The sequence below is a fragment of the Culturomica sp. genome, assembly GCF_003524185.1.
Classification (GTDB): Bacteria; Bacteroidota; Bacteroidia; order Bacteroidales; family Marinifilaceae; genus Culturomica; species Culturomica massiliensis.
Map to the genome: position 1 here is coordinate 47,180 of NZ_DOED01000031.1, position 16,257 is coordinate 63,436.

14 protein-coding genes are annotated in these 16,257 nt (G+C 43.2%); 6 read left to right on the top strand and 8 right to left on the bottom strand.

Going from position 1 to position 16,257, the window contains the following annotated elements:
• Positions 1–134: 134 nt before the first annotated feature.
• A complete protein-coding gene (gene speA / locus DD657_RS10430; RefSeq protein WP_021987823.1) occupies positions 135–2,030 on the top strand; it encodes a biosynthetic arginine decarboxylase in 1,896 nt (631 codons plus the stop codon).
• Positions 2,031–2,147: 117 nt separating this feature from the next.
• On the opposite strand, the gene DD657_RS10435 is transcribed toward speA, so the two are convergent.
• The 8 genes from DD657_RS10435 to DD657_RS10470 form a co-directional block, all read right to left on the bottom strand.
• Complete coding sequence (locus tag DD657_RS10435; protein WP_021987822.1) at positions 2,148–3,011, bottom strand: AraC family transcriptional regulator; 864 nt, start codon at positions 3,009–3,011, stop codon at positions 2,148–2,150.
• A 92-nt stretch (positions 3,012–3,103) separates the two neighbouring features.
• Positions 3,104–3,703, bottom strand: a complete 600-nt coding sequence (locus tag DD657_RS10440; RefSeq protein ID WP_021987821.1) for a rhomboid family intramembrane serine protease — start codon at positions 3,701–3,703, stop codon at positions 3,104–3,106.
• Between the two features lie 75 nt (positions 3,704–3,778).
• A complete protein-coding gene (locus DD657_RS10445) occupies positions 3,779–4,477 on the bottom strand; it encodes a peroxiredoxin family protein (protein WP_118773715.1) in 699 nt (232 codons plus the stop codon).
• A 36-nt stretch (positions 4,478–4,513) separates the two neighbouring features.
• The gene (locus DD657_RS10450) at positions 4,514–4,798 is read right to left on the bottom strand and encodes a YciI family protein (protein WP_287049827.1); all 285 of its coding nucleotides are present in this window, start codon (positions 4,796–4,798) and stop codon (positions 4,514–4,516) included.
• A 72-nt stretch (positions 4,799–4,870) separates the two neighbouring features.
• Entirely contained in the window at positions 4,871–5,893 is a 1,023-nt protein-coding gene (locus DD657_RS10455) for a 1,9-bis(guanidino)-5-aza-nonane synthase (protein ID WP_287049828.1), read from the bottom strand.
• 114 nt (positions 5,894–6,007) lie between these two features.
• Positions 6,008–6,862, bottom strand: coding sequence for an agmatinase (gene speB, locus DD657_RS10460; RefSeq protein ID WP_021987817.1), 855 nt, complete (start codon positions 6,860–6,862; stop codon positions 6,008–6,010).
• A 179-nt stretch (positions 6,863–7,041) separates the two neighbouring features.
• Positions 7,042–7,920, bottom strand: coding sequence for a DUF3078 domain-containing protein (locus DD657_RS10465; RefSeq protein ID WP_021987816.1), 879 nt, complete (start codon positions 7,918–7,920; stop codon positions 7,042–7,044).
• 73 nt (positions 7,921–7,993) lie between these two features.
• Entirely contained in the window at positions 7,994–9,298 is a 1,305-nt protein-coding gene (locus tag DD657_RS10470) for an amidohydrolase family protein (RefSeq protein ID WP_287049830.1), read from the bottom strand.
• A gap of 110 nt (positions 9,299–9,408) precedes the next feature.
• Between DD657_RS10470 and DD657_RS10475 the strand changes: the two genes are divergently transcribed.
• The 5 genes from DD657_RS10475 (at position 9,409) to DD657_RS10495 (ending at position 16,215) form a co-directional block, all read left to right on the top strand.
• A complete protein-coding gene (locus DD657_RS10475) occupies positions 9,409–10,917 on the top strand; it encodes a discoidin domain-containing protein (RefSeq protein WP_068691455.1) in 1,509 nt (502 codons plus the stop codon).
• Positions 10,918–10,928: 11 nt separating this feature from the next.
• On the top strand, positions 10,929–12,104 hold the full coding sequence (locus DD657_RS10480; protein WP_021987813.1) for a M24 family metallopeptidase: 1,176 nt from the start codon (positions 10,929–10,931) through the stop codon (positions 12,102–12,104).
• A 45-nt stretch (positions 12,105–12,149) separates the two neighbouring features.
• Positions 12,150–13,205, top strand: coding sequence for an OmpA family protein (locus DD657_RS10485; RefSeq protein WP_021987812.1), 1,056 nt, complete (start codon positions 12,150–12,152; stop codon positions 13,203–13,205).
• Positions 13,206–13,248: 43 nt separating this feature from the next.
• Complete coding sequence (locus DD657_RS10490; RefSeq protein WP_021987811.1) at positions 13,249–14,613, top strand: MFS transporter; 1,365 nt, start codon at positions 13,249–13,251, stop codon at positions 14,611–14,613.
• Positions 14,614–14,847: 234 nt separating this feature from the next.
• Positions 14,848–16,215, top strand: coding sequence for a TrpB-like pyridoxal phosphate-dependent enzyme (locus DD657_RS10495; RefSeq protein ID WP_021987810.1), 1,368 nt, complete (start codon positions 14,848–14,850; stop codon positions 16,213–16,215).
• Positions 16,216–16,257: the final 42 nt, after the last annotated feature.

Sequence of the window (16,257 nt, forward strand, 5' to 3'; positions counted from 1 at the left end):
CCCACGCATCTATCGGTTAACTTCCTGAAACTGAAATATTAATAAATTTCGGATTCCACTTTCAATTTTCAATTAATTCCCGTAGATTTGCACCGATTTATAAACACAAATATTATCGATTTCAACACACAGAAATGAGAAAATGGAGTATTGACGATTCAGCGGAACTGTACAATATCAACGGTTGGGGGCTGAACTATTTTTCTATCAATGAAAAAGGGCATGTTGCAGTTACCCCGAAAAGTGACGGACCTTCTATCGATTTGAAAGAATTGATGGAAGAGTTACAGGTTCGTGACGTAGAAGCCCCGGTATTATTACGTTTTCCGGACATCTTGGACAATCGTATCGAAAAGATTTCCAATTGTTTTGAATTTGCAGCCCGTGAATACGGTTATACGGCAAAAAATTTCATTATCTATCCTATAAAAGTCAATCAAATGCGACCTGTGGTTGAGGAAATCGTCAGCCACGGCAATAAATTCAATATCGGACTCGAAGCCGGCTCGAAACCGGAACTCCATGCCGTGCTTTCCATTGACATCGATGATGATGCAATGATCATTTGCAACGGCTATAAAGATGAAAGCTACCTTGAGTTAGCCCTTCTGGCCCAAAAAATGGGAAAACGCATTTTTCTGGTGGTGGAAAAACTGATGGAACTGCGGACAATCGCCAAATTATCCAAAAAAATGAATATCCGTCCCAACATCGGTATCCGTATCAAATTAGCCAGTTCAGGCAGCGGAAAATGGGAAGAGTCAGGGGGGGATGTCAGCAAATTCGGTGTCAATTCGAGTGAACTTCTCGAAGCTCTGGATATTCTCGACAAACATAAAATGAGAGATTGCCTCCAACTGATACATTTCCATATCGGTAGCCAGGTAACCAACATACGCCGCATCAAAACAGCCTTGAAAGAAGCTTCCCAATTCTATGTACAGTTACAAAATATGGGATTCAATATCAGCTTTGTAGACATCGGCGGCGGACTCGGAGTAGACTATGACGGTACCCGTTCGGCAACCTCAGGAAACAGCATGAACTATTCCATACAGGAATATGTAAATGATGCCGTATCTTCCATTGTCGATGCCTGTGAGAAAAACGAGCTTCAGCAACCCAATATCATTACAGAATCCGGTCGTTCATTGACGGCACATCACTCGGTATTGATATTCGAAGCATTGGCCAGTACACATCTTCCGGTTTTCGATGAAAATGAAGAGATCTCCGAAGACGCTCATGAATTGGTCAAAGAATTGTACGACTTATGGGAAAATTTAAACCAACCCCGTTTGCTGGAGACCTGGCACGATGCCGTACAATGCCGGGAAGACGCTTTAGGCTTATTCAATCTCGGACTGATAGACCTTCATACCCGCGCACAGGTAGAACGGTTGTTCTGGTCGGTAGCACGGGAAGTATACAACATGGCCGAAGCCACGAAACATGCACCCGATGAATTAAAAAAAATTTCCAAGATGTTACCGGATAAATATTTCTGTAACTTCTCATTATTTCAATCTCTTCCGGATTCATGGGCCATCGATCAGATATTTCCGATCATACCGATCAGCCGGTTAAATGAACAACCGACGAAATCTGCAACAATTCAGGACATTACCTGTGATTCCGATGGAAAAATCGACAATTTTATCTCTACCCGCAATTTTTCATACCATTTGCCGGTACATGAACTGTCAGGGAAAGACCCCTACTACTTCGGTGTATTCCTGGTGGGTGCCTATCAGGAAATCCTGGGCGATTTGCACAACCTTTTCGGAGATACGAATGCCGTACACATCAAGGTAAAAGGAAACGAATACGTCATTGATAAAATCATCGAAGGGGAAACCGTTGCCGATGTCTTGGAATATGTACAATTTACGCCTAAAAAGATGGCCCGTACTGTCGAAGTATGGGTAACCAGTTCTGTTAAGAAAGGCATCATTTCAGCAGAAGAGGGCCGCGAATTCCTTTCCAACTATCGTTCAGGCCTATACGGTTACACTTATTTGGAACAATAACCTCATATCACACTACCGCTGCGATTTTTGCAGCGAGCGAATAAAAACAAAGTCGTTGATTTGAAAAGTACAAAGTTACTTCCAGATCAACGACTTGTTACTACAAGGATACCCGTTTTAACTTTCTATAGGAATATAAAGTTCTGTCTTTAGTTTCCCGGGCTCTGTCTTATCCGGATGATTCAGGTATTTTTCAAATCCGGGAGTCATTCCCAGGGTATATCCGCTTTCAGGCAACCATTTCCCATATATCGTATCATACACAACCCCCAAATCAGCATAAGGTCCCTGATAAGAGAAAACGGCATATTTACCACCTTCGATACATTTTACGCCGACTTCTCCTTTGGCTACAGCCGGTTTCCGGACAACCAGGCATACATCTGTTCTCAACTTATCCGCTTCCGTCACTTTGGGATCGTCATGATACACACAAAGATGCTCTATGCCGGCAGAAAACAATTTGTGCTCTTTTACAAAAGCCCATAAACGGGTCCAGGCACCGGCATAGTCGATATTCATATAAGCACCGGTCAACCGGAGATAGATCACACTTTTCGGCTCCATCTCTATGATCTTGGGAGCTTTTAATTTTAAATCGGGATTCAATAAAACAGGTCTCATAATCGTATAATTTTTATTGTTACGGTAATCATTCGGCGTAATGGCATAATATTGCCGGAAAACTTTCGATAAAGAGGATGGTGCATCGTAACCAACCCGCCAGGCAATTTCCTGAACCGGGAGTTCCGTATACCGCAACAAACGGGCAGCGGTCTCCAACCTCATCCGTACAATAAAGGCACCGATCGGCTCACCCAAAAAAGCTTTTAATATACGATGAAAATGGCAGGGGGAAAAATGAGACATTTCTGCCAAGAATCCCAAATCAATCGTTTCATCCAAATGATTGTTGATGTATTCAACGATTATATTGATTCGTCTTTGATATTCTTCCCTGGTAGATTGTTTAGGTTGCATACACTCTCTTTTTATTTCGAAACAAAAATACAGGATGTAACCTATCCTCTCTTTTCCGATCTTGCTATCTTAAAAAAAACGATATGATATTTTTATCTCTGGAAATGATTTAAAAAAACAGAAAACAACCCGGGGTTCATAAAAAGCGGAAAGATAAAGCCGTAAACGGCTCCGTAAAAGTGGGCATTATGATTGATGTTGTCCCCACCCCGCTTAGCCATATACTGACAATAAATCAGATAAACCACCCCGAAAAGAATTCCCGGAACAGGTATTACCGCAAACAATAGTATCTTATCCCACGGATTCAGGAATATGGAGGTAAACAAAATGGCCGAAACAGCACCCGACGCCCCGATAGAACGATACCAGGAAGCATTGCGATAGCGTATCAAATCCGGAACGGATGCTATCACCATCGCACCGAAGTAAAGCAACAGATAATATCCCGTTCCCCAATCTGCGACCTCAAATACCTTCTCAATATAAGTACCGAATGACCAATATGTAAACATATTCACGAAGAGATGTGTTCCGTCGGCATGCACGAAGCCATGCGTAATAACACGGTACCATTCGTGAGCGTGGACAACCCGGTAAGGATTAAGCGCCAATTTCTCAAACAACTGCCGGTTATTGAAGCACAGGAAAGATACCACAACCGTAATGGCAATAATAGCATAAGTTACCATCGTTTCAAATTTTGTATTTCTACAAAGTTTATAAAAATTATCCTGGCAAAAAAATCTGCCGTAAACAAAAGTGCATTATTCCGCATTCATCCGGTCTAACGCATCTTTCAAACGCTTATGCGTTTCTGCATCTCCCCCATACAAAACGAAACGCACAATTCCCTTTTTATCGATGATTAAATCGACAGGAAATGCCGTAAGGTGATTGTCATCTAAAAACTGTTTTCCTTCCGTCAACTGCGTAAAATGAAAAGGTGTATTTTCTACAATCTCTTTTATTTCCCGGGAAGTATTGGGAGAAATAGCCCAAAACTGGTAATCGGGATAGTTTTTCATCAATTCATTTAAAGCCGGCATCTCCTTTTTACAAGGTTTGCAAGAGATTTTCCAGGTATTGATCAATGTCACCTTCCCTTTCAGATCTGAATTTTTCCAGACTTTTCCCGAAGGATCCGGCAAAGCAAAATCCGGAAATGGCTTCCCGACGAAAAAAGCAGAGAGCTGTTGTTCATACTGAGCTTTATACGTCCGTGCAGCTTGCTTAAATTGAGCCGTATCTATCACCGTGCGCCCCTGCGCATCCTTTTTCACCTCTATCTTTATGTTAGGCATCCGAAAAGTATCAGCAACAAACAAATCCGCAGGCATATCGACGGTTTGTCTTATTCCGTTCATCCCGGAAATCATTTCATCCGGTAAACGATTCCCGGTCACCCGGGTCACAAATACGAATCCACAAAATACCGGCAATAAAAAACATATCCCGCTTTTCATAAATCTGGTTATTACGGTTAAACAATATAAACTACCTTAAAGAAATTTTTCAAATCCTTCGGCATATTTGGTCAATGTAACATCTATCACCTGATAATCGGCTATCCCTTTATAATAAAAAGGATCCTCTTTTATGATTTCATTCACTTCTGCCTCACTAACCGCATTACAAAGAATACAACCTCCGGTACGCGGGTTTCTCCTTCCTGAGAAAATAAATTTACGAAGAACATAATATTTATCCAAATACGCCCTGTGCGCGTCCAGATTTTCCTCCACATCCCGAAGAGTTTTTTTATAATTGACTAACAATACAAACATCACACAATAATATAAACCACAGAATTAACTCATATACACAAACAAAAAAGGGCTTTATAAAGCCCTTTTTCATCATTTCTTCTCGTACAACTTCGCCCAGTTTTTATATTCCCGGTCTTTCCAGGCGTTACTGTGATATACATAACTGGCGATCAGCGGAATAACCGTCGTACCTTCTGCATATACCATCTGTTCGTAAGTTACGTCTACCTTACCCCAGGAACAAGCTTCTTTCAAAGTAGAAGAAGAACAGGCTCCGTCACGCACATCTGCTACCGTAATCTGTACGGCATATTTGTGCATCGGTACTTCGTGACCTAAAATTTCAGCACATACAACTGTATCCTGAGCAAAATTTTTCGGCGTACCGCCACCGATCATAAACAAACCGGTTGTCGGGGCATTCATTTTAATCATCGTCAATTCGATAAAATCTTTTACAGAATCGATCGACAAATGTTTATCCGGATGTTCCCATTGGTGTTTGCCGATACCGAAACCGGCACTGCAATCTGAAAATGCCGGACAGAAAATGGGCACTCCGCATTCGTAGCATGTCTGAATCAGGCTATTCTTTTTCTTGGAATGTTTGGTCAGCCATTTACCGATTTCCCATATAAACTCACGGGAAGAATACGGACGCGGCTCTAAATTATTAGCAATCTCATAGGTCGTATGATCGCAAACCTGCAATTCTTCTTCATCGATAAATGTATCGTAGATACGGTCGATATACAAATCTCTCAACTGCATGTCAGGAACATCCTGATGTCCCTTGTAGTGCTTAAAGCCCAAAGCTTCAAACAAATCCATATCGATGATGGAAGCTCCGGTAGCCACCACAACATCTATCATCTTGTTGCGGACCATATCCACATAAACCTGCATACATCCGGCTGCACTCGTACTACCGGCAATGGTAAGAATATTAGTACACTCTTTTTCCTTCACCATTTTCATCAGGATATCGGCAGCACGGGCCGTATCGCGGGAGGTGAATGACATATCGCGCATAGCGTCAATCAACTGGGTTGAGTCGTAAGACTTAATGTCGATGTGCTTAATCGTGTCTTTTAATAAATCTTTCTTTTCCATTTTTATATTTAAACAATGTAAGGTACAGATATGAGGACCTTACTGACTCAATCAGATTAATGTATAGCATCCGGCAACAACGTCACCCCTTCCGGATGAGACTGGATTTACAGATCATCGATTATTGAATTTCATACTCAAAATCTGATAAATCAATTTAGATGCCAGAAAATCCGGGGCTTTATTCGTTTCATTCGGACACAATTCCACAACATCCAGACCGATGATATTGTGACGTTCATTGATCAGTTTCAAAAAATTCATCACTTCCCGATAGGTCAAACCGTCCGGTTCAGGCGTACCGGTCGAAGGCATGTACGCCGGATCAAAAACATCCAGGTCTATCGTCACATAAACATTATCACTCAACTTTTCAGATACATCGTACATCCAGTTCGAAGACTCTTTAATTTCATGTGCATAAAAAATCCGGTCCGGATCGATGTTGTGTTTTTCTTCAATACAGGAACTGCGGATTCCCACCTGAGCCACAGACGCCATTTCTTTAGCGCGTGCCATAATACAGGCATGATTGTGATCGGACCCTTCGTATGAGTCACGCATATCCGAATGTGCATCCAGTTGTAACACCGAAAAATCTTCATAATGCTTGGCAAAAGCACGGATAGAACCGATACTGACAGAATGTTCCCCACCCAACAAAACCGGAAATTTCTTATCTTTCAGAAGGGTATCCACCTGCATTTCGACGGCATCCGACATGGCTTCCGGAGAAGAGGACTCGGTTACCGGGTCCAGAGTAGCTATTCCCTGCGTATAAACTTCCGAATCCGTTTCAATATCATACAATTCCATGTTAGCAGAAGCTTCCAAAATAGCGTCCGGCCCCTTATCAGCACCCTTCAGCCAGGTACTGGTACCGTCATAAGGAACAGGCAACACTACAATTTTAGCATCTTTGTAGCTTGTAAATTCATTATCCAATCCTCCGTAATTCTGTTTTTCCATATCCATTACTTTTATAAATAAAGTCCGACAATCGCTAACCATCAAAATCTCTACGACTTACAGACCAAATAACGATACAAAACTACGCTATTTAATTGAATTTAAAAACGACTGTGTAAAAAAATTCAGAATAGATACGCTATCCCCCGAAATATTTCGGTAAAAATACCGGTCGAATCTTAGAAATTCACTTGAAAACCGACACCCAAAACCTCCTTGAACTGGAGGCGTGGTCCCTTGGAACCGTCTTTTTGTACGATTTTCGTATCGTTATCATAAATCATATTTGTGGAAATATTGGCAGAGAACCATTTATTCACTTTCATATTTAACAACACATCCCAACGGACATCCACATTTTTTGTATCTTCCAGATAATTTGAGAAAAAATCAACCCGGGAATAAATTGTCATATTTTTCATGAATTCATAATTTACCTCTAGCTTCAAATTACCTCCCATCTCCGAGAACAAATGCTCTCCGGGCTTTACTCCATAAGCTCCTTGTTCAGAAAGCACATCGCTGGTAACAAACGTTCCTCTCCACGATATCGCCGATAAAGTTGCCGTAAAATAAACCTTCGGATTCCAGGTCAGACCAAGACCTCCCATCAAATAACCGGGTGCCATAAAGCGGGAAATCAATACTCTCGGGTCCGGCTTATAGTCATAACCTTTTGCAAACTGCGAATTAAAACTCACCATACTGCTGACATACAAACTTTTTGTCAGCCCATAACCATAGGTTGAAGAAATATAAATTTTATCATTCGTCTTTTTCGATCCGTCTGTTTCTGTCCGGTTCAACCCGTAAGCCAGCTCCAGACGATTTTGCCAAAGATGTTTTGCTTTTTTATAGTCTGCATTGTATGCAAACTGTACATTAAAACCGATAGCGTCCTCACCTCCCGCCGACCAATTGCTGAGACTGACCTGCGATAAAGTCAAAGCCGACATTCCGGAGAGGGACCAACTGGAATCTTTTTTGACAGTCTCTTCTCCCCGAAGAGACAAACACACCGTATTCAACACCAAACAAACGATTATTAATTTTCTCATAACTGATTTATTTATAAGATTTAGCTAAAAAACTGCCTATGCAGCTTAATCATTTATGAGACAAAATTAAGGTTTATTTGTTATTTTTTACAATAATATTTTTTAAATCTTCGATAGCCTCGTCTTTATCAATACGCAGAACGACACGGTCCAACATGATCCATTCTCCATGTACCATGGAAGAACGAATATTTTTACTGTTCATGGCATAAACGACAGCCGAGTAATCGTTATATACCGGTATCATATTACTGGCAGCTATATTCACCGTTATCAGGTCGGCACTTTTTCCGACTTCCAAAGAACCGGTTACATCCTCCAAACCCAATGCCCGGGCTCCGTTTATAGTTGCCATTCGTAAAGCCTGCGCAGCATTTACTGCTTCCGGGTCATAATGCATGGCTTTAGGAAGTAAAGCTGCAAAACGCATTTCTTCCACCATATCCAACGTATTGTTACTGGCCGTACCGTCGGTACCGATACCGACCGTTATACCTGCCTTCAAATAAGTATCCGTATCGGCAATTCCACTGGCCAGCTTCAAATTACTTTTCGGACAATGGCCGATAGAAGTTCCGCATTCTGCCATCAGTCGCACCTCACGGGCATTCAACCATACACAATGCGCAGCAATAACGTTCCGGTCGAGCAGGCCGATCGAATACAAGTATTCGGCAGGAGGCATTCCGGTACGGGCAGTAATATCTTCGACTTCTTTCCGGGTCTCCGCAACATGAATTTGCAGCAAAGTAGCATAACGATCGGCCAGACATTTAGCTTTCTGTAAAGTTTCTTTCGAACAGGTATAGGGAGCATGCACCGTAACAGAAGGATGAATAAGAGGATCTCCCTGCCATTCCCGAATCAGTTTCTCGGATATTGCCAGTCCCTCATCTACGGACTTAAAGCTGGAAGTCGGGAAATCGATAACCGACTCGTTCATAACACCCCGTATTCCAGCCTTTCTAGCCTCGTCCGCAATCACATTCTCAAAAAAATACATATCGTTAAAACAAGTCGTTCCCGACTTGATCATTTCCACAAAAGCCAAACGGGTAGCGATCCTTACATTTTCAGGCGTCACCAATCTGGCTTCCGCCGGAAAAATATGTTCCGTCAACCAGGTATGCAAAGGCAAATCGTCTGCGTATCCCCGCAACATCGTCATCGGCACATGTGTATGTGTATTCACAAATCCCGGCATTACCAACATGCCTCGAACATCCTTTATTTCTCCCGGAAAATTCTCTACATGACATTCTTCCATCGGGCCGATAGCCTCAATCTTTCCGTCTTTAATCCGGATATATCCGTCAGCAATAACATCCATGCCGGCATTCATCGTCAGTATCCGGGCATTACAGATTAATTTTTCCATTCAGTCTTTCTTTTGATACCTTAACAAAGGTACATAAATTACAGACATTCCCCCGCCATTTCCCTACTTTTGGTTTAAATTTATAACTTTGCCCGCCAAACTAAAAGACCATGAAAAGACCGTATCTGAAGCCCCTTTACATTCTCATATTATTACCCTTATTGGGGTATGGTTGCAAAACCGCAAAAAAAGAATACCAACCTGCTTACGCCTTGAACATCGTATATTTTTTACCCAAAGACAAACTACCGATAGAAAACTACCGGCAACGGTTAAGCGATATCCTGCTTTATACACAGGATTTCTACCGCCAAGGGATGAAAAATAACGGTTTCGGAGATAAAACCTTCGGACTTCGAAAAGATTCCGACGGGAAAGTAAAGATATCAGTCATTCCGGCACAGCAGAATGCAGACTATTACCCATATGAAGGAGGTGGATGGAAAGCGGTCCGGGAAATCGACGCCTGGTTCGCAGAACACCCGGAAGAAAAAAGCAGCGAACATACTCTTGTTTTTATGCCGACCATCACGGAAGATACAAATCCGGGCGGGGTTCCTTTTTACGGACTGGGTAAAATTTGTTTTGCCTTGGATTATAAATATTTTGATTTAAAACACCTGGGAGATCCGCTGTTAGCCAAATGGTTGGGCGGCATGGCCCATGAACTCGGGCATGGCCTGAATTTACCCCACAACAGCGAAACAGTATCCACGCGGCAAAGTCACGGTACAGCCCTCATGGGGAACGGTAACTACACATTAAGTATAAAACCGACCTTCCTGACAAAAGCCAGTTGTGGGATTCTCAACAATTGTCAGGTATTTTCTTCCGTTAAGCAAGACTTTTATTCCCAACCGGATACGGCGGGCCCTGTCATCCGGAACTTACACATCGAATTCAAGGAACATACCATAGATATTCGTAGCGGATTCAATATACCGCTTCCGTTTAACGGCATCAATATTTATTACGACAATGCACCCTACGGGGAAGTAAACACGGACTACGATGCAGAATCATTCTTTGTAAAACCACAGCAACAAGACAGCCTCGCTTTCCGTATTCCGAAAAACGAACTTTTTAACTTTGCAGGAGCGGATTTTCAAATCAGAATTATTTTTCTTTGCACCAATGGCTCCACATATTACATCACAGTTCCTTTCAACAAAAACTCCCCGGCAGATTTTCATTTTATCAAAAAAACAGAACTAAATAAATCAAAATGGTCTGTAACGGCATCAGATATGCAACCCGACTCTCCAGTTTCAAATATTTTAGATGGAAATATCCAAACCTTTTGGCATTCATCCTGGTTTCCTTATAAAAAAGATTTTCCGCACAACCTGACCATTACGCTGGACAAAACACAAAAAATCCGGGGTCTAACCTTTACGCAACGAAATAATTTACACGGAGCGATAAAAGAAATCCTTATTCGTATCCGTACAAAAGGAAAATGGAAAAAGATCGGGTTATACACCCTCAAAGCCGAACACTTCCAAGAAATTGATTTTCCACAACCCGAAAACGTAGAAGCATTTTCGATAGATATTCTATCCAATCATACAGAAAATGATCCGAAAATTGCAACGTTGGCTGAAATCGGAGCATACTAAAACGCAACAACATGAGAAATACACAGCAACAGGACCTGCAACTGAAACAGGAACGACTTCAGAAAGCCATACGAAATGCAAAAGCAGACGGCTGTTTAGTAAGTACAAATATCAACCTGTACTACCTCTGCGGTTGTGTATATAACGGCTATTTTTATATGCCGGCAGAAGGAGAACCTCACTTTTTTGTCAAACGTCCGAACGATTTTTCCGGTAAAAATATCCACAATATCCGAAAACCCGAACAACTGCCGGACTTATTCAAAGCCGCCGGTATACCCCTGCCGGAACATCTCCTGCTGGAAGCCGATGAGTTAAGTTATACCGAATATATACGGCTTCAACACATCTTCAATCCCCGGATAACAAGTAATGCCACCCGTTTGCTCCGGGAATTGAGAACCATCAAAACACCATGGGAAATCGGACAAATGCGGATAACGGCAAAAGCCCATGCTTTGACATACAGTCAGATCCCCGAATGCTACCGACCGGGCATGACTGATTTGGAATTACAATACGAAATTGAATACCGGATGCGAAAAAACGGCTCGGTCGGTTTTTTCAGGGCATTCGGGAACAACATGGAAATCTTTATGGGGAGTCTTTTGGCCGGAGAAAATGCAGAAATGCCTTCTCCTTTCGACTTTGCGCTCGGAGGAGCAGGTATACATCCCTCTTCACCTCTGGGAGCCAACGGAACGCTTTTAACTCCGGGGACTTCTGTCATGATCGATATGTCCGGAAACTACACGGCTTATCAAACAGACATGACCCGGGTATATGCCATCGGCAAACTACCGGAAAAAGCTTATAAGGCCCATGAAACATCCCGGCAGATACAAGAGAAAATAATCGGTATGGCCCGCCCCGGAACCCCCTGTAGCCAAATATATAAAATAGCAGAAGAAATTGCTGTCCAAGCCGGTCTCTCGGCAAATTTTATGGGAACCCGGCAAAAAGCCAAATTCGTAGGCCACGGTGTCGGATTACAAATCAATGAACCGCCGGTATTGACTCCGCGATCTGTGGAAATACTGTCCCCCGGCATGACATTCGCATTGGAGCCTAAATTCGTCATTCCGGGAACCGGAGCCGTAGGAATCGAAAATACATTCTTGGTCACAGAAAACGGATTAGAAAAAATAACCCGGTTTCCGGAAGATATTGTAGAACTGACAAAATAAAATTAACCTTTTTTTTTATTTCCCGTTTATATCTGAAAAAAAGATATGAAACGGACATTTATAATTCTATGCATTTTTCTATCCATAGCATGGTACGGATATTCCAGTGATAGTCTAAAATTTACGGCTATTCCGGAAAAACTGGAATTATTCGTCAATCAAAAAACCGATCCCTATACAATTCACGTCGAATATACATTGAATATTCCTCAGGGATTTATCGGGGACAAACAACGTTTAATCTATATTCCCCGTTTTACAACGCCTGAACACGAATATTTGCTTCAACCCCTTGTAATCACCGGAGAAAAATTCCGGGAAAAAGACAGCCGGACTCAATTACCGGAAGAAGATCAGACAGCCCTCGCTAAAGCACGGAAAATTCAATATACAAGAAAAGCTATGCAGATCAAGATCAATGAAGATGTTCCTTTTCAACTCTGGATGCCGCAGGCCCGTTTGACCGCAACCAGTGTGTTACAAAGCCGGAAAAGCGAACAGACTTTCACTCAAATACTGGCTGAAGGAGTCGTTTATTTGCCTTTAGGCCCCGGTCCGGTAAAAGTCAAATATGTAAAAAAAGAAGTCTCCATAGAGAAAAATACCGATTTCCGTTTTTTATACCCGGCAAATGTATCTTATCTGCGTCCGGAGTTCTCGGACAATTCCTCTCAATTGAAAAAAATGAACAATTTCCTACAACAGATTTCAAACAATCCGGATTATAAAATAGAGCAAATCGTCATTACCAGCTATTGTTCTCCTGACGGTTCCTATGCTTACAACCAACGGTTAGCCAATAAAAGAGTACTCAATTTCATCCACGATTTGGGATTTCCGGACATGAAAATTGAATTCAAAACAGTTCCTTACGATTGGCAAGGCCTGGCAGCAGCAGTTGAAAAATCAAATCTTTCCGACAAAACGACCGTTCTTTCCATCATCCGGAGCAACCGTAACGATATACAACGGATTAGCGCACTCCGGCAATCCCACAATTACCACTATCTCCTTACTCACATATATCCCCGGCTACAACGTACTGTTTGTGACATACAGTATACAATCAAAGAAATGCAAACTGTACCTGTCCCGGAATAAACACATGAATCAACTGTAATTCAAAATATCCCTATCAGCATTTATGGTAACCACACAAATACCTGACGGACTCCCCAAGCCCCAACGTAAATGGGCGATGACAGCAATTGCCATCGGTATCTCTGTCGCCGTACTGGACGGTGCCATTGCCAATGTAGCTCTGCCGACCATCGCCCAGGACCTGAATGTGAACCCGGCCAGTTCGATATGGGTGGTCAATGCCTTTCAACTAGCGGTTACAATTTCCTTATTGGCTTTCTCTTCATTGGGCGACCTCTGGGGATATAAAAAAGTATACGTCGGCGGCCTGTTACTATTCAGCATCACTTCACTGATCTGCGCCCTGTCCGACTCTTTCTGGACACTCGTCCTTGCCCGTGGCCTGCAAGGATTCGGTGCTGCAGCCATCACCAGCGTAAATACGGCCTTATTGCGCATCATTTATCCGAGCCGGCTTCTTCCCCGGGGAATGGGTACCAACGCCCTCATCATCGCCGTTGCTGCCGCAGCCGGCCCGACCGTTGCAGCAGGAATCCTCTCGGTAGCACCCTGGCCCTGGCTATTTGCCATTAACGTCCCTATCGGATTGACGGCCTTTATTCTAAGTGCCAAGTTTTTACCCCACAATCCGGTAAAAGTCGAAGGACAACGTTTCGACGTTCCGAGTGCCATTCTCAACGCATTGACTTTCGGCCTCCTGATTTCATGCATTGACGGATTCGCTCACGATATCCGTCTGTATATCCTGATTCCCGGAATTCTAGTTATGCTCTCTTTCGGATACTTCTTCATCCGGAGACAATTGCATCATCCGTTTCCCCTGCTTCCGGTCGATCTCATGAAAAACCGGACATTCTCGCTTTCAGTCGTCACTTCCGTCGTTGCTTTCATCGCTCAAATGCTGGCTCTGGTATCCGTACCTTTCTTCTTTCAACGGATATTACACCTCAATGAAGTGGAAACCGGACTTTTACTGACACCCTGGCCCATTGCCACTATGATTTCCGCTCCATTGGCAGGCCGGCTCATGAGTCGTATGAATGCAGGGCTATTGGGAGGCATCGGTCTCGCCATTTTCGGTGCAGCCCTCTTTCTGCTGGGAAACATCCCGGATCATCCCACCAACTTCGACATTATATGGCGGATGGTATTGGGAGGCATTGGTTTCGGAACTTTCTTAACACCCAACAACAGTACTATCATCGCCTCGGCTCCCCCTAACCGCAGTGGAGGAGCCAGCGGTATGCTGGGCATGGCCAGGCTCTTAGGACAAACCATAGGAGCAGCGGCAGCAGCCATTATGTTTGCCGTTTTCCCTACAAACGGAATGCGGATTTCTTTGACTTTCGGAGCCGGATTTGCTATTCTGTCCGCCATTATTAGCAGCCTCCGAAGAAAAAAGACCTAAAATTATTTTGAGTTTTCAAAGTTTTTCACTTGCTTTGCTTCCACATTTCAGAAAAAAAGCATGAAACAGATGTTAAATATATGGTGGTGGCGTAATTCATTTGTCAAAACAGGTGGATGGGCGTAGCTATTGTATTTAATTAAATAGTCTAAAGACCGCAGGTAATCCGCCTGCGGTTTTTTATTTATCCGAATTTTTACACAAAAACAATAGAAACATTAAAATCACAGAATTATGGACACAAAAAACAAAAGATTTATCTTAACAGAAAGCGAAATTCCTACAACATGGTATAATATCGTGGCAGATATGAAAAACAAACCACGCCCGATTTTACACCCCGGAACCAAACAACCGATGAAAGCCGAAGATCTTTACCCGATTTTCGCCAAAGCCGTATCCGATCAGGAGATGAACCAGACCGATGCCTTTATCGAAATACCGGAAGCTGTTCGCGAAGAGTACAAAAAATATCGGTGTACCCCCCTCGTTCGCGCTTATGGCCTGGAAAAAGCACTGGATACTCCGGCTCACATCTATTTCAAAAACGAAAGCGTTAGTCCCGTAGGCTCTCACAAACTGAACTCGGCATTGGCACAAGCCTACTACTGTAAACAAGAAGGTATTACGAATATTACAACAGAAACCGGAGCCGGTCAATGGGGGGCTGCCCTATCTTATGCAGCCAAAGCATTCGGCCTGGAACTGGCTGTATACATGGTAAAAATCAGCTACGAGCAAAAACCTTACCGCCGTTCCATCATGCAAACTTTCGGCGCACAGGTAATAGCCTCCCCGAGCATGTCCACCAAAGCAGGAAGACAGATACTGACCGAACATCCTTATCACCAGGGAAGTCTGGGAACAGCAATCTCGGAAGCCATCGAACTGGCGACACAAACCCCGAACTGTAAATACACCCTGGGAAGTGTACTCAACCATGTATCGCTCCACCAGACTGTCATCGGACTGGAAGCCGAAAAACAGATGGAAATGGCCGGCGAATACCCGGATATTGTCATCGGATGCTTCGGCGGAGGTTCTAATTTCTCCGGCATCTCTTTTCCTTTTATGCGGCACACCATTCTGGAAGGACGTCAAACCCGCTTTATCGCAGCAGAACCGGCTTCCTGTCCCAAACTCACCCGGGGTATACTCCAATACGATTTCGGGGATGAAGCCGGATATACCCCCCTGTTGCCGATGTTCACCCTCGGCCATGACTTTGCACCTGCCAACATTCATGCAGGCGGATTACGGTATCACGGAGCCGGAACCATCGTCAGCCAACTGAAAGAAGACGGATACATGGAAGCCGTAGACATTCCGCAATTGGAATCTTTCAAGGCAGGAACACTCTTTGCCCAGGCAGAAGGCATCATTCCCGCACCGGAATCCTGTCATGCCATTGCATCCACTATCCGTGAAGCTTTAAAAGCCAAAGAAGAAGGGGTAAGGAAAACGATACTTTTCAATCTCTCCGGCCACGGCCTGATTGACATGGCAGCGTACGACCAATACAATGCCGGCAATCTCGTCAACTACGAACTACCGGACTCTACCATTCATGAAAGTATCGACAAATTGGAAAAGTTAATCTGAAATTACAAAAATCAGAAAAGCAAAGGGGGCATAATAGAAACT